Below are 17,377 nucleotides of genomic sequence, written 5' to 3' on the forward strand. Positions count from 1 at the left end.
ACTGAGGGCCAGAGGGGAGACAGGTATGCGTCGAAGGGGATGGCTGTTGGGTCTGTGGGCGCTCGCCGCGCCGCTGCTGGCGCAGGACGTGCCGCCGCCGCTGCGCGACTGGCAGGGCTGGGTGTTGCACGACGTGCCGCAGCATGCCTGTCCCTTCGTCGCCACCCAGGGGCCGGGCAACGTGCAATGCGCGTGGCCGGGGCGCCTGGGCGTGGAAGCCGGCAAAGATGGCGGGCGCTTCTCGCTCGACCTGCACGTCGATGCACCCAGCTGGGTCGGGCTGCCGGGCGATGCGCGCAACTGGCCGCAACAGGTGACCGCGGGCGCGAAGGCGCTGGCGGTGCTCGACCGCAGCGGCGAGCCGTCCGTATGGCTGGAGCCGGGCGACTACAGCCTGCGCGGCGAACTACCCTGGTCGGCACGGCCGGCGCGGCTGCGCGTTCCCGCTTCGATCGGCCTGGTGGCGCTGAGTGTGGATGGCACGACCGTCTCCCGCGTCGAGCGCAACGGCGACCAGCTCACGCTGGGCGAGGCCGCGGAGGCGCAGCGAGCGGCGGATGCGCTTTCGCTGCGTGTCTACCGGCGCCTGGAAGACGGCTTGCCGGCCACGCTGGAGACGCATCTGCAACTCAACGTCACCGGCAGCGCGCGTGAGCAGCTGCTGGGCCCGGCCCTGCCGCAGGGCTTCGTCGCCACCGCGCTGTCGGGAGATCTTCCCGCGCGACTGGAAAGCGATGGCCGCCTGCGGATCCAGCTGCGTCCGGGCCAATGGACGCTCGACCTCGTCGCTCGCGGCACCGAGCCGCTCAAGCAGGTGGCCTTGAAGCTGCCGGCCGAGCCCTGGCCCCGGCAGGAAATCTGGAGTTACCAGGACGATACGAGCCTGCGCAGCACCCGCGTGGAAGGACAGGCCACCGACGCCGCGCAAGCCGGCGTGCCGGACGACTGGCGCGAGCTGCCGGCCTTTGCGCTCGACGACAACCAGGGCCTCGCCATCGAACAAGGCACCCGCGGCAACGAAGGCGGGCAGGGCGACCAGGTAAAGGTCGCGCGCCAGATCTGGCTCGATTTCGACGGCCGCGGCTTCAACGTCAGCGACCATCTCACCGGCACGCTGCGCAAGAGCCAGCGTCTCGACGTCGCAGCGCCCTGGCAGTTGCAGCGGGCGGCGCAGGGCGAGTCTCCGCTGCTGGTGACCGGCGGCGAAGGCGGCCGCAGCGGCGTCGAGCTGCGTGAGGCCAGGCTCGACTTGCACGCCGGCCTGCGCCTGCCGCGCGGCGGCAACCTGCCCAGCGGAGGCTGGCAGATGCCGTTGGAGAACATCGAGGCGACGCTGCATCTGCCCTACGGCTATCGCCTGATCGGAGCGAGTGGCGCGGACCGGTCGCCGGATTCGTGGATCGCGCAATGGAGTCTTCTGGACCTGTTCGTCGTCGCGCTCATCGCTTTGCTGGCCGGTCGTCTGCTGGGCTGGCCGTGGGCACTGCTCGCGGTCGCCTTCCTGGCGTTGTCGCAGCACGAATATGGCGCGCCGCGCTGGACCCTGGGCATCGCGCTGGCGCTCGCCCTGCTCGCGCGCGCCCTGCCGGAAGGCAAGTTGCGCCTTGGCTCGCGCATCGGCGCGGGCGCGGTACTTGCGCTGGCGGTGCTGTGGTCGCTGCCGTTCGCCGCGCAACAAATGGATTACGTACTGCATCCGCAACTCGATGGCGTGGGCTTCGTGGCCCGCTCTCAGATGGCATCGGCAGAAGCGGAGATGGCGCCGGCCGCCGATGAGGTGGCTGCGCGCCAGGAAGTCATCGCGCAGGCGCCGGTGGCCGCGCCACCGCCGCCGCCCGCACCGGTGGCGGAGGACGCAAGCGTGGCGTCGAGCGCCGGCGAGCCCAAGACGCTATACAACATGGCGGCGAAGAGTGCGCCCGCACTGGGCGGCAGCCGCTACCGCGACCAGCGGGATACGCACAGTGTCATCCAGGCCGGTCATGGCGAACCTTCGTGGGATGTCGGCAATAACTACAGTCTGGGATGGTCCGGCCCTGTCACCGCGGAGCAGAACACGCGCCTGGTGATCGCGCCGGCGTGGCTGGTGCGGCTGCTGCGCTTCGCCATGCTGGTGCTGCTGGCGGCGCTGCTGGCGCGCGTCGTGCTGCGCGTGTTCCATCCTGCGGAGGGTGGCGGCATGCCGCGCTGGCCGCTCGGCCGCGCGAGCGCGGCGCTGCTGTTGCTCGCCCTGGTGCCGCAACTGACCCGCGCGCAGGACGCCTTGCCCAATGACGCGCTGCTGCAGCAGTTGCGCCAGCGTCTTACCGAGGCGCCGAAGTGCGTACCGAACTGCGCAGCGATCGCGCTTGCGCAAGTGCGGGCGGATGGCGATCAGGTCGATCTCGACCTGGAAGTGCACGCCGGCGCCCCCGTCGCCATTCCGTTGCCGCAGGCCGATGCCTCCTTGCAGTTGACCGGCGCAAGCGTCGACGGCCGTGCCGATGCGCCTCTGGTGCGGCGCGGCGATCAGGCGCTCGTGCGGATGGATCGCGGGGTGCATCGCGTGTCGTTGCGCTATCGCGCGAGCGGCGATGACACGGTCAGCCTGCGCTTCGCCTTGCATCCGCAACGCGTCGGTTTCGCCGGGCAGGGTTGGGCGATCGACGGCCTGGACGGCGGCCGTGCCCTGGGCGACAGCCTCGCGCTGCGCCGCGTGCGCGCCGGCGCCGACGGCAAGGAAGTCGCCGCGGGCAGCCAGGCGTTTCCGCCTTACGTGAGCGTGCGGCGCGTCCTGATGCTCGATGTCGACTGGACCGTGGAAACGACGGTGACCCGCATCGCGCCGAGCGAAGGCGGCTTTAGCTTCGACCTGCCGCTGCTGCCGGGCGAGCATCCGCTGGGCGACGATGCGCGCGTGCACGATGGCCGCCTCGGCGTGACGTTCAACGGCAACCAGAGCGAGGTGCGCTGGACCAGCCGCCTCGACCGCACCGACAAGCTGGAACTGAAGGCACCCGCGCTCGGGGAGCGCGCGGAAGGCTGGGAAGTCCAGGCCGCGCCGATGTGGCACGTCGACAGCGATGGCGTACCGGCCGGCCACGAGGATGGCTCGTTGTTCTTCCTGCCGCTGCCGGGCGAAACCCTGCGCCTGACGATGACCCAGCCCAAGGCGGTGACGGGCGACAGCCTCGCCTTCGACGAGGTCCGCGTGGCAAGCGCGGTGGGCGATCGCGCGACCGAGACCACGGTGCACCTGCTCGCACGCAGCACGCGTGGCGGTGAGCACGCCATCGCGCTGCCCGCGAGCGCGGAACTGCTGGAAGCGAAGCGGGACGCGCAGCCGCTGAGCCTTGCCGTGCGCGACGGCAAGCTGAGCCTGCCGCTGCTGCCGGGTTCGCATGGTTTCGAGCTGCGCGTGCGCGAGCCGCGCGGTATCGGCGCCGTCACGCGCAGTGCCCAGTTCGCGCTGGATGCGCCTGCCGCCAACCTGCATCTGGAACTCAATCTCCCGGAAGACCGCTGGGTGCTGTGGACCTGGGGGCCGACGGCCGGGCCGGCAGTGCTGTACTGGTCGCAGCTGGTCGTGCTGCTGCTGGCGGCATGGTTGCTCGCGCGCTATGCCCCCACGCCGCTGCGCTTCCAGCACTGGCTGTTGCTGGGGCTGGGCTTCTCCGCGTTTGCGTGGAGCGCCTACGCGCTGGTGGTGGCATGGCTGATCGCGCTGGGCGTCCGGGCACGCCGCGCGCCGCCGGAGCGGATCGGCGCGGTGGGCTTCAACCTGCTGCAGATCGCGCTGGCCTTCTTCACTGTGGTGGCCCTGGCCGTGCTGATCTCGGCGGTGCCGAAAGGCTTGCTTGGCGTGCCGGACATGCACGTGGCCGGCAACGAGTCCACGGCATGGCACCTGCACTGGTTCGCCGACCAGACGACGGACGCGCTGCCGCGTGGCGGCGTGTTCAGCGTGTCGCTCTGGGTCTACAAGATCGCCATGCTGCTGTGGGCGCTATGGTTGGCCAACGCGCTGATCGGCTGGCTGCGCTGGGGCTTCGAGGCCTGGACGCGCGAGGGCTACTGGCGCAAGCGCGAACCGAAGGTCGCCGTGCCGCCGGAACTGCCGCCGCAGCCGTCCGCGTCGCATGAGGAGCAGCGCCACGATGGCTGACGTGCGCGGCACGCTGGCGGCGGCGACGCAGCGTCTCGGCGATCGGGTCGATGCCGAGGCGCTGCTGCTGCACGTCCTGGGCAAGCCGCGCAGCTGGCTGATCGCGCACGACACCGACGTGCTGGACGACGATGTCCGCGCGGCCTTCGACACGATGGTCGCGCGGCGAGCGGCGGGCGAGCCGGTGGCCTACATCACCGGCCGCCGCGGCTTCTGGTCGCTGGAACTGGAGGTGACGCCCGCCACGCTGATTCCCCGGCCGGAAACGGAGTTGCTGGTGGAACTGGCGTTGGAACGCTTGCCGGCCGACCGGGCGTGCCGCGTCGTCGACCTCGGCACCGGGAGCGGCGCGATCGCGCTGGCGATCGCGCGCGAGCGGCCGCGCGCCGAGGTCACGGCGGTCGACGTGAGCAGCGACGCCCTCGCGGTGGCGCACGGCAATGCGCAGCGGCTGGGACTGGCGCGGGTGCGGTTCCTTCAGGGGACATGGATGACACCGTTGTCCGACGAGCGCTTCGACCTTGTCGTGTCCAATCCGCCCTACATCGAAGCCGCCGACCCGCACCTGGCGCAGGGCGATCTGCGTTTCGAGCCGGCGGCCGCACTGGCCTCGGGCGAGGACGGGCTCAATGCCATCCGCGAGATCGTCGCGAGCGCACCCGACCACCTGAAGCCGGGTGGCTGGCTGCTGATGGAGCACGGCTGGAGCCAGGGCCCGGCTGTGCGTGGCCTGCTCGAGCGGGCGGGCTACGCCGAGGTGTTTACCGCGCCCGACCTCGAGGGCCGGGATCGCGTGAGCGGCGGCCGCCGCTAGCGTCCGCTTGACTGCTTTTTTCATCGCGCCGCCACGGATGTGGCGGCGCGCTCATGTGCGTCCGCCGCAAAAACGTGCACCTGAGCGCATCCCGGACGGGGCATGGTTGACAACGTTGTCAATCAGGAGTCCAGTGGCGCGGCTGGCGCCTGTGCGCCAGTGCTGATGGGGAGCCGGGGAGGGCGCCACATCGTCGGGAGGGCGGCGGATCACGGTGGGGGCCGGCGGTCCGTCCTTCGGCAGGCGTGCGCGGTGTTGGCCGCTCGCGCCGGCGCATCCGGCGTTCCAGCGTCGTCACGTCCGGCGTTCGATATCCTTTCGATCACGGAGTCGTGTCATGCGCATCCTGTTGAGGGTTCTGCTGTTGCTGGCCATGCTGCCGGCGGCGCTGTGGAGCGGGGCAAGCGCGGCGCAAAGCGCGAGCTGCGCCGGTGTGGCGGCCTGGAATGCCACCACCATCTACAACGCGGGCGACAAGATGGTCTACAACAACCATCTGTATCAGGCGCTCACCCAGATCTGGAACACGCCGCCGGACTACTGTCCGAGCTGCGGCTGGTACCAGGACCTGGGCCAATGCGGGGCGACCACCAACCAGCCGCCCACGGCCAGCCTGACTGCGCCGGCCAACGGCGCCACCTTCACCGCGGGTGCCAACATCACGCTCAGCGCGAATGCGAGCGACAGCGACGGCACGGTCAGCAAGGTCGAGTTCTTCAACGGCTCCGCCTCGCTCGGCGTAAAGACCACCACGCCGTATTCGGTGACCTGGAGCAACGTGCCCGCCGGCAGCTACACGCTGAAGGCGGTCGCTACCGACAACGGCGGCCTCACCGGTACTTCGGCGACGGTCAGCATTACCGTCAACCCATCGGGCGGCAACGACACCACGCCGCCCAGCGTGCCGCAGGGCCTGACGTCGCCGTCGCAGACGGCGAGCACCGTCTCCCTCACGTGGAGCGCATCGACCGACAACAGCGGCGGCAGCGGCGTGGCCGGCTATGACGTGTATCGCAACGGCACGCTGGTTGGTTCGACCTCGGCCACCAGCTATACCGACACCGGCTTGGCAGCGAGCACCAGCTACAACTACACCGTGCGTGCGCGCGACAACGCGGGCAATGCGTCGGTGCAGAGCACGGCGATCAGCGCCAAGACGAGCGCGGGCGGCGGTGGCGGCGGCAAGCGCGTGATCGGCTACTTCACCCAGTGGGGCATCTACGGCCGCAACTACCAGGTGAAGAACATCGACACCAGCGGTTCGGCCGCCGTGCTCACCCACATCAACTATGCGTTCGGCAACGTGCGCAACAACGTCTGCGAAGTGGGCGTGACGCAGGCTTCCGATCCGAACACCGGCGTCGGCGGCGACGCGTATGCCGACTACACCAAGTCATACGACGCGGGCAGCAGCGTCAGCGGCGTCGGCGATACGTGGGACCAGAAGCTGCGCGGCAACTGGAACCAGCTCAAGCAGCTCAAGGCCAAGTATCCCAACCTGAAAGTGCTGATCTCGCTGGGCGGCTGGACCTGGTCCCGCGGCTTCTCCAGCGCGGCTCAACCGGCCAATCGCCAAGCCTTCGTGGCTTCCTGCATCAACGCCTACATCAAGGGCAACCTGCCCGTGGTGGACAACGCCGGCGGCACCGGAGCGGCGGCCGGAGTCTTCGATGGCATCGACATCGACTGGGAATACCCGGCCGCATGCGGCCTGACCTGCGGCAGCAGCGCGGACACTGCCAATTTCACCGCACTGCTCGCCGAGTTCCGCCGCCAACTCGATGCCGTGCGTCCGGGCCTGCTGCTGACCATCGCCGGCGGCGCAGGCGTGGACAAGATCCGCGTCACGCAGCCAAGCCAGTACGCAGCATCCATCGATTTCGTGAACCTGATGACGTACGACTTCCACGGCGCCTGGGAGAGCCCGACCAACTTCCACTCCGCGCTGTACAAGCCTGCGGGCGATCCCTCCACTGGCGATGCGGCCAAGTACAACACCAACGACGCCATCCAGGCGCTGATCGCGGCGGGCATGCCCGCGTCCAAGATCAACCTGGGCATCGGCTTCTACGGCCGCGGTTGGACCAACGTGCCCAACAGCAACAACGGCCTGTTCCAGGCGAGCACCACCGCGGCCCCGGGCACTTACGAGGCGGGCATCGAGGACTACAAAGTGCTCAAGAACCTCGGCTATCCGGCGTTCGACGATACCGGCGCCGGCGCGCACTGGATCTTCAATGGCAGCACGTTCTGGAGCTTCGACGATCCGGCCAACATCCAGCGCAAGATGAACTACGTGAAGGCGCAGTCGCTGGGTGGCGCGTTCTCGTGGGAGTTCAGCGGCGACGATGCGAATGGCACGCTGATCAAGGCGATGGCGAACGGGTTGAAGTAAGCGCGACCTGTGGGAATGAAAAAGGCCGCCCGGTCGGGCGGCCTTTTTCTTTGTCATCTTTCCGCAGGTTGGATCAGGCCGAAGCTGCGGCGGCGAACTGCGGAAACCGCGCGCGGATCGCATGCCGGATGCCCGGCAGATCCAGTCCCGCCATGGTCAGCACTTCCTCGCGGCTGCCGTGCTCGAGGTACGCGTCCGGCAGGCCCAGGTGCAGGATCGGCAGCGTCACGCCGTGCGCGGCCAGGCACTCGGCCACGCCGGAGCCGGCGCCGCCCGCCACGGCATTGTCTTCCAGCGTGACGAAGGCTTCGTGGGTCCTGGCCAGCTCGAGGATCATCGCCTCGTCCAGCGGCTTGACGAAGCGCATGTTCACCAGCGTGGCGTCCAGCTCCGCGGCGATCACCGCGGCGGGCGCCAGCATCGCGCCGAAGCTCAGCAGCGCCAGGCGGCGGCCGCGGCGGCGCAGGTCGGCCTTGCCCAGCGGCAGCGTGTCCAGTTCCTTGCGCAGCGGCACGCCGGGACCGGTGCCGCGCGGATAGCGCACGGCGGCCGGGCCGTCATAAGCGAAGCCGGTGCTCAGCATCATGCGGCATTCGTTCTCGTCCGCCGGCGCCATGATCACCATGTTCGGCAGGCAGCGCAGGAAGGACAGGTCGAAGCTGCCGGCATGGGTCGCGCCGTCCGGGCCGACCACGCCGGCGCGGTCGATCGCGAAGGTCACGTCCAGGTTCTGCAGCGCCACGTCATGGATCGCCTGGTCGTAGGCGCGCTGCAGGAAGGTGGAGTAGATCGCCACGACCGGCTTGGCCCCTTCGCAGGCCATGCCGGCGGCGAGCGTGACGGCGTGCTGCTCGGCGATCGCCACGTCGAAGTAGCGTTGCGGGTATTCCTTGGAGAAGCGCACCAGGCCCGAGCCTTCGCGCATCGCCGGGGTGATGCCCAGCAGGCGCTCGTCGGCGGCGGCCTGGTCGCACAGCCAGTCGCTGAAGACGTCGGTATAGGTGGGCTTGGCCGGGCCGGCCTTCTTCACCAGGCCGGCCTGCGGGTCGAACGGACCGACCGCGTGGTATTCGATCTGCGCCTGCTCGGCCGGGGCGTAACCCTTGCCCTTGGTGGTGACCACGTGCAGCAGCTGCGGGCCGGGCAGGTCCTTCACCATGCGCAGCGCGTGCAGCAGCTGCGGGATGTTGTGGCCGTCGATCGGGCCGGTGTAGTGGAAGCCCAGCTCCTCGAACAGCGTGCTGGGCACGAACATGCCCTTGGCGTGTTCTTCCCAGCGCTTGAAGAAACGGCCGAACAGCGACTGCTTCGGAATCGCCTTCTTGGCGCGCTCGCGCCAGGCATTGAGCGTATGGCTGGCCATGGCGCGGGCCATCATCTTGGTCAGCGCGCCGACGTTCTCGCTGATCGACATGCCGTTGTCGTTGAACACGACCAGCATGTTCGGTTCCACGTCGCCGCCGTGATTGAGCGCCTCGAAGGCCATGCCGGCGGTCATCGCGCCGTCGCCGATGACGGCGACCACCTTGCGGTTGTCACCCTTGCGTTGCGCGGCGATCGCCATGCCCAGTGCCGCGGAGATCGACGTGGAGGAATGGCCGACGCCGAAGGTGTCGTACTCGCTTTCTTCCCGGCGCGGGAAAGGCGCCAGGCCGTCCTTCTTTTTGATCGTGGTGATGCGATCGCGGCGGCCGGTGAGGATCTTGTGCGGATAGCACTGGTGGCCCACATCCCACACCAGGCGGTCGCGCGGCGTGTCGAAGACGTGGTGCAGGGCCACGGTCAGCTCGACTACGCCCAGGCCGGCCCCGAAATGGCCCCCGGAACTGGCTACGGACTCGATCAGGTACTGGCGCAGCTCGTCCGCGACGGCGGGCAGCTCTTCGTCCGGTACGCGACGCAGGTCGGCCGGCGTCTCGATGGGCGCCAGGTGGGGAAAGCGGGAGAGGTCGTTCATCCGCGTATTGTTGGCCCAGCGGGAGGGCGGAGCAAGGGCGGGACCATGAAGGAACGCTGTCCGGCGGGCTGGCATGGGGCCCGATCTCACGTCGCGCCGACATGGCGCCTACATCACGCCCGCCAGGGTGCTTCCATCGAACCCGAGGAGCGTGTCATGACCTGGCAGTCTGCATTCAGGCGTTTCGCCGAAGGCACCGCGCGCTACGCCGGCAAGCCGGCGGCGTTTCTGGGGGCCGTCCTGCTGATCGTGGTGTGGGCGGCGACGGGGCCGCTGTTCCACTTCGGCGATACCTGGCAGCTGGTCATCAATACCAGCACCACGATCATCACATTCCTGATGGTGTTCCTGATCCAGAGCACGCAGAACCGGGATACCGCCGCGCTGCACCTCAAGCTGGACGAGCTCATCTGCAGCAGCAAGGCGCACAACGCCCTGCTGGGGCTGGAGGAGCTGGACGACCAGGCGATCGAGCGGATCCGCCAGCACTACGCCAGCCTGGCCGAAGACGCGCGAGGCGACCTCGAGCGTCTGCAGGAAGGCGGGAAAAAGAAGGGCCGCGAGTGAACGCCGGGCCGGCGTTCACGCCATCAGATGGCGCCGGTCGCGGGGCAGGTGGCTGACCAGGAACTCCATCTGGTCGGCCAGGATGTTGCGGTTGGACAGGATCAGGTGCTCCACCCAGCTCGGCCGGTAAGGCACGGCCAGCAGCGGCATGTTGGCCTGCTGCGGGGTGCGGTTGCTCTTCTTGAGATTGCAGGCCAGGCAGGCGCTGACCACGTTCTCCCATTCGTCCCGGCCCTTCTTGGAGATCGGCACGACATGGTCGCGGGTCAGTTCGCCGCGGCTGTAGCGGTTGCCGCAGTACAGGCAGATGTAGCGGTCGCGGGCGAACAGGGCGGTATTGGTCAGGGTCGGCGCGGGGTCCACCGCGTGGTCCTGGCAATGTCCGGTGCTGGCGACGATCGGGTGCAGCTGCACCGAACTGCGCCGGCCCAGGTCGCGGTTGTGCCCACCGTAGACTGTCAGGCATGGATCGCCCAGGGTCCACGCCACGGCGTCGCGGACGTAGAGGCAGACGGCGTCCTGCCAGCTGATCCAGTCGAGAATGCGGCCCGCCGCGTCCAGCGAGAGGATGCGGGTCGAATGCAGATCGGCGACCTTTCCGGGCCCGTCGATCAGCCGCATGGGTACTTCCATCGGCATGTGGTTCGTCCTTCAGGCGACACAAAAAGCGTCCAGACGATGCAACGGCGCTGGTTCGGCCGAGCATAAACCATGTTTCGTTGCAAAATGCATGCAAATGCTTGTCACGCCTGAAAGATGGTGCCCTTCCGGCGGCATTTCCGCTTCCCCGCGGGCCTGCGATATAGTGGCCGTTCATCTGTAGACCCGACGCCGGGTTTGGGAGGGGAAGCCTGGGTGGCGACCCCGGCACGGCGGGGCAGAGGTAAACGACGTGGCTGAAGTTCTTTTCTACGAGCGCCCGGTGCCGCTCAACCGTACCCAACACAAGGATCTGCGCCTGAAGGGCATCCCCAGCCTGCGTTTCGCGGCGGGTGTGCATTCGGTGCCGCTGACTGGCGTGGAATTCCCCGCCGCCGCGCGCGACCTGCCGATCCTGTTCGCCGGCAACAGCATGGAAGAAGCCGGCCCGATGGCCCTGCTGGGCCTGCGCCAGAACGAGAACCTGTTCGTCGACGCCGACGGCCAGTGGGCGGCCAACACCTACGTGCCGGCCTTCGTCCGCCGCTATCCGTTCGTGCTGGCTGAAAAGCCGGCGGGCGAGGAAGGCGACGACTTCACCGTGTTCCTGGACGAAGCCTACGAAGGCTTCGGCAGCGACGAGGGCGAGCGCCTGTTCAAGGAAGACGGCACCGACAGCGACATGCTGAAGAACGCCGTGAACTTCCTCGGCGAATTCCAGCAGCACGTGGGCCGCACCCAGTGGTTCATGGAGCAGCTGCGCAAGCACGACCTGCTCGAGCCGCGCAACATCCGCCTGGAGAAGGACGGCAAGGCCATCAACCTCAATGGCCTGTACGTGGTCAGCGAGGAGAAGCTGCGCAAGCTCGACGCGAAGACCGCGCACGAGTTCCTGACCGAGGGCGTGTTCGGCTGGATCTACGCGCACCTGCTCTCGCTGGCGAACATCGACCGCGTGGCCCAGCGCCTGGATCTGCGCGAGCAGACCGAAGCCACGGTCACCAAGAACTGAGCCCCGGCTCTGGTTCGAGGAAAGCGGCCCCGCACGGGGCCGCTTTTCGTTTGTGCGTCAGCGCGGCGCGAACCGGCTCAGGGCCGTACGGCGATGACTTCGATCTCCACCCGATAGCCGGGATTGCCCAGCGCCGCGATCTGGAACGCTGAGCGCGCGGGCAGCTTGGGCTGCTCCTTGGTGCCGAAGAACTGGCGGTAGCCGGCCATGAAGCCCGCGAAGTCCATGCGGCCGCCGTGGGCTTCGTCGCCCACCAGGAACACCTGCATCTTCACCACGTCGCCCATGCCCAGCCCCATGCCCTTGAGCTGCTTCTCGATGGCGGTGAGGACACCGACCGTCTGCGTCTTCGTGTCGCCGTAGGCGGCCGCGGAATCCTTCGGCGCCTTGGTATCGATCACCGGCGGCACGTTCCCGCTCACATAGACGGTGGCCTTGCCCGCGGGCACTTCGACCGCGGCGGAAATGGGAAAGTCGCTGTCCGGAATCTTGTAGCGCTTCACCTCCTGCGCCTGCGCGCTTGAGGCGGCGGCGAGGAGAAGCACGGCGAAGGCATGGCGGTACGCATGGCGCATGGGGGAGCTCCTGTGAGGAAGGGTCAACGGTGCATCGCGGCGACTTCGTCGGCTGAGATGCTATCCGTGTATTGGTTGCCGAAGTGAGTGCGGACGTAATTGATGACGCCGGCGATCTGCGCGTCGGTGAGTTTCGCGTCGCGAAGGAAGCGGTCCTCGTTCTCCGGCGCGGGCTTGAACGCGGGCATGTCGCGCCGGCCGTGCAGGATCACCGCGGCCATGTACTGCGGCGATGCCAACCGCGGGTTGCCGGTGAGCGCCGGATAGGCGCCGGCACCCTGCGCGCCCCTGGCATCGGGCATGTGGCAACCCTGGCAGATGTTGCGGAACACCGCCTCGCCATCGGCGGCGGCGAGCCTGCCTGCGTTATGTCCGGCGTTGTCGGACGACTGCGCGCCGGCGGCGCCGGCGACGAACATCCACGCGACCAGGGACAATCCGAGGCGGCAGGTGGCTGCTTGCGATTTCATCATGCACCTCCCGTGGCACGTCGATGGATGCGCTCGATGGCGTCCAGCGCGGACGTCACCGCGCCTTCCTGCCACGCCGGCAGATAGGAGGCATGTTCGCCCGCCAGCACGATGCGGCCGTCCACCTGGCACAGGTTGTCGTAATGGCGCTCGCGCGCCTCGTCGGACCACACGCCGAAGCAGCCGAGGGTGAATGGCGAACGGTGCCAGCCCACCGCGATGCCGTGTTCGAATTCCTCGCGGTACTGCGAATGGATCTGGCTGCCGTATTCCACGGCCTTGCGGACGCGCTCCTCGGGCGACATCGCGGTGAACTCGTAGGCGCTCAGCCCCCAGATGTACCCGCCGAGCAGCACGCCCTTGCCATCGCTATGGAAGCCCGTGCTGGGATAGCTAATGTTGGCGATCGGCAGATCCGTATAGGTGATGCCGCCATAGATGTGGTCGTCCTGCTCCCAGAAGCGCCGCTTGAACTGCAGGCCTACTTTGACGGAAGCGGCATAGGGCACAGCGGCGATCGCCTCGGCCATGGCCGGCGACACGTTCATCGGCAGCTGGCCGAGGATCGACAACGGAATAGTGCACACGCACCAGTCGGCGCTTGCGGTATGGGTCGTGCCCGGCGCGGTCGTGTCCTCGTAGGCGACGGTGACGCCGTGGGCATCCTGCTGGATGGCCGTGACTTTCGCGTCGTAGCGGATGAGGCCTTTCAGCTCGCGGCCGAACGCTTCGCCGATCCGCCCCATGCCGCCGACGGGCTGGAACAGGGTGGTCTGGAATTCATAGATCTCGCCCGCCACCAGGTGATTCCACAGGCGCGAGCTCAGCACGTCCTTCAGCCCCAGCGGCGTCGAAGGCGTCGGTCGTGCGGACAAGCCGCCGCCCGCATCGCGCTCGTAGCCGCGGCGATTGCTGCTGCCGTTGCCGCGCGCGTAGGCGAACTGCTTGTCCAGCGCGCCCCACTCGCGCAGCGATTCCAGCAGCAGTTCCTGGTCTTCCTTCGTCACGGCCTGGTCCAGCTGTCCCTGCCGGGTGCTCTTGGCGAGCAGCTCCGCCACATGGCCGCGGTAATCGGCATTGATTTCGCGATACCGCCGCGGCCGCCCGCCGAACGCATTCGCGCTGTGCAGGTAGGCGTTGTGGTTGACCTGGACGAACGGTTCCAGCGGCACCCCGAGCTTCTTGCAGTAGGCCAGGATGCCATGGTGGTGGTACGGCAGGCGCCACGGTCCGGGATTGAGATACAGCCCGTCGTCGAACTGGCAATGCTGGGTGAATCCGCCCAGCTCGGTGAAGCGGTCGCCGCCGCGCAGCGACCAGTTGCGGCCGCCCGGCCGCCGGTTGTACTCCAGCACCTGCACCTGATATCCGGCCTGGCGCAGTTCGTAGGCCGCCACCATGCCGGCGATGCCGGCGCCCAGCACCAGCACGGACGCGCCGCGCGGCGCGCCGTGGAGCCGCGGCACGCCACGGAAGGACGATTCGGACGCCAGGCCCAGGCTGCTCATCGCCTGGTACATCGCCGCGCCGCCCGCGGCCGTGCCGATCATGCGCAGCAGATCGCGCCGTTTCATCGAGCGCGGAAACTCGCCCGCGCCAGTCACTTCGTCTTGCATCGATCACCTCTGACGTTGAAAGGACACGCCGCGGATGCGGTCGTCTTGCCCCTCCGCGCCACCGGACGCGGAGGGGATGCCGTCAGAAGCGATAGGTCACCTTGCCGTACCAATAGCGGCCGTTGAAGCCGAACGGGGACAGTGACGAGTACTGCAGGCCGTCGGCCCGGTCTTCGTACACGTTCGCCAGCGAAGCCTTGGTCGGATACTGGTTGGTGAGGTTGTCCACACCCGCGGTGAAGGTCCATTCGCGCCAGGCGTAGCTGGCGGCCAGGTCCAGCAGCCAGCGTGCGGCGAACTTCTGGTCCTGGCTGCCGTCGTCTGCGTCGCCGCGGCGGATCACCGAGCCGTAGCGCGTGAGGTTGGCATGCAGCCCGAAACCCTGCAGCTGCCAGTCGCCGGAGAACACGTACTTCGTGCGCGGCGTGGACGACGTCAGCAAGCCCTCGCTGGCGCGCCCGAAGGCCGGCGTGGAAATGCTCAGCACTTTCGTCTTGTTGTAGTTGCCGCTGGCCGTGAGGTTCAGCTTGCCCCAGCCGTCCAGATCCATCCGGTAGTTGGCGATCAGGTCCGCGCCGCGCGTGCGCGTGGTGGCGCCGTTGACGAAGAACTGCGCGCCGGTGACCTGGCTGTTCGGGATGCTCACCGCGATCTGGTCGGAATAGAGAATCGCGTTGCCCACGCGGATCTGGTACAGGTCCAGCGTCGCACTGAAGGCATCCCACGGCTGCCATACCGCGCCCAGGCCGTAGTTGGTCGATTTTTCAGGCTTCAGCGGCTTCGCGCCGAGCGCGATCGCCACCGGATCGGAAGTGCGGTAGGTGCCGATCTGCGCGAGCTGCCCGTTCTGGATCAGCGTCACTACCGATTCGTAGTTCTGCTGCGCCAGCGACGGCGCGCGGAAGCCATTGGAAACCGTGCCGCGCAGCGCGAACGTGTCAGTGAACTGATAGCGCGCGGACAGCTTGCCGGAGCGGGTGGAGCCCGCATCGCTGTAGTGCTCGTAGCGGCCGGCCAGGCCAGCGGAAAGCTTGTTGGTCACGTCCGTTTCCAGGTCCACGTACGCCGCTTCGCTATGCCTTCCGAAACTGCCGGCGACCTGTGGCGTGAGTCCCGGAAACACCTGCGAGCCGCCCGCATAAGGCGTGGTGGTGCCGGGGATGAGCGTGGTCGGATCGAAGAAGTAGGAATCCGGATCGCCCGCATCGATCACATAGGTTTCCTTGCGGTACTCGGCGCCGAACGCCACCGTCACCGCATTGGGCAGGAAGCCGACGTGCACGTCCTTGCTCAGGTCCAGGTTCGCCACGCTCTGCTTGTTGCGGAACGTGCCGGCGTTGAAGTACGTCGGCGAGTACCCGTTCGTGTGGTACAGGTTGGTGTTGACGCTGTTGGCGATGTCGAACGCGAGGTTGTTCTCGCCGTGGTCGGCCGAGAAGTCCCAGTGCCAACCACCCTCCGTAGTGCCCCGCACGCCCAGCACCGCAGCGATGTCGTTGCTGTGGTTGACGATCTGCGGCAGGAAGCCGTTGGGATAGATCTGCGGTACGTTGCGCGCGGAGTTGTAGGCACGGTAGTAGCCGTTGGAGGTGACATCGCGCTTGCTGCCGTTGAGGTAGCCGTACAGTTCCACGCCCGGCGTGATGTTGTAGCCGAAGTTCAGCAGCACTTGGTACGTCTTCACCGCCGGGTCGCCGTAGCGTTCGTAGGGAATGCCGCTGGGATTGGGCGCGCCTGCGATCGTGGTGGCCTTGTCGCGATTCTCGGCGCGGTTGGTGTTCATGACGTTCTGGTAGTTCCACGCCACCCGCATCCACCCCGGCGCGCTGCCGTTCGGGCCACCGAGCGCCACGCCCATGGTGCCTTGCACGCCGTTCTGCGCGCCGTCGCCCTTGTCCATGATGCCGCCGTTGGCCGTGATGCTGTTGCCGCCTTCGACACTGCCGCGCTTGAGCACCACGTTGATGACGCCGGCGATCGCGTCGGAGCCATACTGCGCCGCGGCGCCATCGCGCAACACTTCGATGTGGTCGATCGCCGCGATCGGGATGGAGTTGAGATCCACCGGTGCCGAGCCGCGCCCGATCGCCGAGTTGTAGTTGACCAGACTGGTGGTGTGGTAACGCTTGCCATCCACCAGGACGAGCACCTGATCCGGCGACATGCCGCGCAGGCTTGCGGGCCGGATCGCGTCGTTGCCGTCGTTGATGGCGGGGCGGGGGAAGTCCAGCGAAGGGAGCAGGGTGCTCAGGGCGCTGGCCAGATCGGTACTGCCGGTGGCGTTGAGATCCGCGGGCGTGAGTACGTCGATCGGTGCGAGGGATTCGGAAGCGGTACGATCGGTGCTGCGCGTACCGGTGACCACGACTTGCTGGAGCTGCTTGGCTTTCTCGGGTGATGCCGGATCGGCGGGTTTGTCATCGGCCCAGGCCGTGGTGGCGGCGAGGGCATGCATACAGCAAAGGGGTAGCAGGGCAGCTGCCGGCAGGCGCCGCTTAAGTCGTTTGGTCATGGATTGTGTCCCCGGTCAGGCAGTAGTTGACGGGCTCCTTGCCTGGTCTTGCGTCGCAGCAAATCCTCCCCAGGGCTGCGACAGTCCGAGGCTATGTGCGATGTTGCATCGCGTCAATATCTGGTCATTTGGGCGTCATTGCGGTGTAATCACCGGCTCGGTGCGATGTGCGGGTGCCGCAGGATTTCGCGGTGGAGAGAGTTTCCGCTTGCTTGTCATGTCGCCGCACGCCGCGGAGGGGTATGAAGCCGGCGGCGGTCGTAGGTTGGGGTGAGCTTGCGAACCCCAACGGAGGCTAAGGGGCGCCTCGCACTCACCTACTTGTCATTCCGGCGCAGGCCGAAGCCCAGGGGCGACAGCGCTCGGTTGTCGCCTTATGGCCAGTCTTGTCTCGCCCTCGCGGGGCGAGGGTTTCGCTCTCCTGCCGGAGAGCGAGTTACTTCTTCTTGCTTGCCCAAGAAGAAGTAACCAAGAAGAAGGGCCCCCTGCGCGGCGCCCTCCGCAGCCTTCGCTGCTCCGGGTGCGTTGAGGGCTGGCCGGGCTTTTCGACAGGGCATCCATGCCCTGATCGAAAAGGCGGGGACATTCATGTCCCCGCCCGCCTGCGGCGGCCTGATCGTCCAGCCCTCACCGCCGCGAAGGGAACCCGGCAGAGCAAAAGCGAAGAGCAAACGCT

General features: G+C 67.8%; 11 protein-coding genes. 5 read left to right on the forward strand and 6 right to left on the reverse strand.

Annotated features, from left to right (window positions below):
• Positions 1 to 25 precede the first annotated feature (25 nt).
• The 3 genes from RKE25_RS05520 (at position 26) to RKE25_RS05530 (ending at position 7,353) form a co-directional block, all read left to right on the forward strand.
• On the forward strand, positions 26 to 4,144 hold the full coding sequence (locus tag RKE25_RS05520; protein ID WP_311841256.1) for a hypothetical protein: 4,119 nt from the start codon (positions 26 to 28) through the stop codon (positions 4,142 to 4,144).
• Positions 4,137 to 4,958, forward strand: coding sequence for a peptide chain release factor N(5)-glutamine methyltransferase (gene prmC / locus RKE25_RS05525; RefSeq protein ID WP_311841257.1), 822 nt, complete (start codon positions 4,137 to 4,139; stop codon positions 4,956 to 4,958). The genes RKE25_RS05520 and prmC overlap by 8 nt, the downstream gene beginning before the upstream one ends.
• A gap of 373 nt (positions 4,959 to 5,331) precedes the next feature.
• The gene (locus tag RKE25_RS05530) at positions 5,332 to 7,353 is read left to right on the forward strand and encodes a glycosyl hydrolase family 18 protein (RefSeq protein ID WP_311842338.1); all 2,022 of its coding nucleotides are present in this window, start codon (positions 5,332 to 5,334) and stop codon (positions 7,351 to 7,353) included.
• 73 nt (positions 7,354 to 7,426) lie between these two features.
• Here RKE25_RS05530 and dxs read toward each other — a convergent pair whose 3' ends face one another.
• Positions 7,427 to 9,310 (reverse strand): 1-deoxy-D-xylulose-5-phosphate synthase, encoded by a 1,884-nt coding sequence (dxs, locus tag RKE25_RS05535; protein ID WP_311841258.1) that lies wholly within the window; start codon positions 9,308 to 9,310, stop codon positions 7,427 to 7,429.
• A gap of 156 nt (positions 9,311 to 9,466) precedes the next feature.
• Here dxs and RKE25_RS05540 point away from each other — a divergent pair, with 156 nt between their 5' ends.
• Positions 9,467 to 9,877 (forward strand): low affinity iron permease family protein, encoded by a 411-nt coding sequence (locus tag RKE25_RS05540; RefSeq protein ID WP_311841259.1) that lies wholly within the window; start codon positions 9,467 to 9,469, stop codon positions 9,875 to 9,877.
• Between the two features lie 15 nt (positions 9,878 to 9,892).
• Here RKE25_RS05540 and RKE25_RS05545 read toward each other — a convergent pair whose 3' ends face one another.
• Positions 9,893 to 10,516: an HNH endonuclease gene (locus RKE25_RS05545; RefSeq protein WP_311841260.1), complete on the reverse strand. Its 624-nt coding sequence runs from the start codon at positions 10,514 to 10,516 to the stop codon at positions 9,893 to 9,895.
• Positions 10,517 to 10,769: 253 nt separating this feature from the next.
• On the opposite strand from RKE25_RS05545, the gene RKE25_RS05550 reads away from it, so the two are divergent.
• Positions 10,770 to 11,528 carry a SapC family protein gene (locus tag RKE25_RS05550; protein ID WP_311841261.1) on the forward strand — a complete coding sequence of 253 codons (759 nt, stop codon included), beginning with the start codon at positions 10,770 to 10,772 and terminating at the stop codon, positions 11,526 to 11,528.
• A 77-nt stretch (positions 11,529 to 11,605) separates the two neighbouring features.
• On the opposite strand, the gene RKE25_RS05555 is transcribed toward RKE25_RS05550, so the two are convergent.
• The 4 genes from RKE25_RS05555 to RKE25_RS05570 all read right to left on the reverse strand — a co-directional run bounded on the left by RKE25_RS05555 (position 11,606) and on the right by RKE25_RS05570 (position 16,701).
• The gene (locus RKE25_RS05555; protein WP_311841262.1) at positions 11,606 to 12,103 is read right to left on the reverse strand and encodes a RidA family protein; all 498 of its coding nucleotides are present in this window, start codon (positions 12,101 to 12,103) and stop codon (positions 11,606 to 11,608) included.
• Between the two features lie 23 nt (positions 12,104 to 12,126).
• Positions 12,127 to 12,576, reverse strand: a complete 450-nt coding sequence (locus tag RKE25_RS05560; RefSeq protein WP_311841263.1) for a cytochrome c — start codon at positions 12,574 to 12,576, stop codon at positions 12,127 to 12,129.
• Entirely contained in the window at positions 12,573 to 14,147 is a 1,575-nt protein-coding gene (locus tag RKE25_RS05565; protein ID WP_311842339.1) for a flavin monoamine oxidase family protein, read from the reverse strand. Before RKE25_RS05565 ends, RKE25_RS05560 begins: the two co-directional genes overlap by 4 nt.
• Positions 14,148 to 14,271: 124 nt before the next feature.
• A complete protein-coding gene (locus RKE25_RS05570) occupies positions 14,272 to 16,701 on the reverse strand; it encodes a TonB-dependent receptor (protein ID WP_311841264.1) in 2,430 nt (809 codons plus the stop codon).
• Between the last annotated feature and the right edge of the window lie 676 nt (positions 16,702 to 17,377).

This window comes from Dyella sp. BiH032, from assembly GCF_031954525.1.
GTDB lineage: Bacteria > Pseudomonadota > Gammaproteobacteria > Xanthomonadales > Rhodanobacteraceae > Dyella_D.

Coding starts and splice junctions, on each gene's coding strand:
- RKE25_RS05570 (WP_311841264.1), bottom strand. CDS start 16,701: ATGACCAAACGACTTAAGCGGCGCCTGCCGGCAGCTGCCCTGCTACCC.
- prmC (WP_311841257.1), top strand. CDS start 4,137: ATGGCTGACGTGCGCGGCACGCTGGCGGCGGCGACGCAGCGTCTCGGC.
- RKE25_RS05565 (WP_311842339.1), bottom strand. CDS start 14,147: ATGAAACGGCGCGATCTGCTGCGCATGATCGGCACGGCCGCGGGCGGC.
- RKE25_RS05560 (WP_311841263.1), bottom strand. CDS start 12,576: ATGATGAAATCGCAAGCAGCCACCTGCCGCCTCGGATTGTCCCTGGTC.
- RKE25_RS05530 (WP_311842338.1), top strand. CDS start 5,332: ATGCTGCCGGCGGCGCTGTGGAGCGGGGCAAGCGCGGCGCAAAGCGCG.
- RKE25_RS05545 (WP_311841260.1), bottom strand. CDS start 10,516: ATGCCGATGGAAGTACCCATGCGGCTGATCGACGGGCCCGGAAAGGTC.
- dxs (WP_311841258.1), bottom strand. CDS start 9,310: ATGAACGACCTCTCCCGCTTTCCCCACCTGGCGCCCATCGAGACGCCG.
- RKE25_RS05555 (WP_311841262.1), bottom strand. CDS start 12,103: ATGCGCCATGCGTACCGCCATGCCTTCGCCGTGCTTCTCCTCGCCGCC.
- RKE25_RS05520 (WP_311841256.1), top strand. CDS start 26: ATGCGTCGAAGGGGATGGCTGTTGGGTCTGTGGGCGCTCGCCGCGCCG.
- RKE25_RS05540 (WP_311841259.1), top strand. CDS start 9,467: ATGACCTGGCAGTCTGCATTCAGGCGTTTCGCCGAAGGCACCGCGCGC.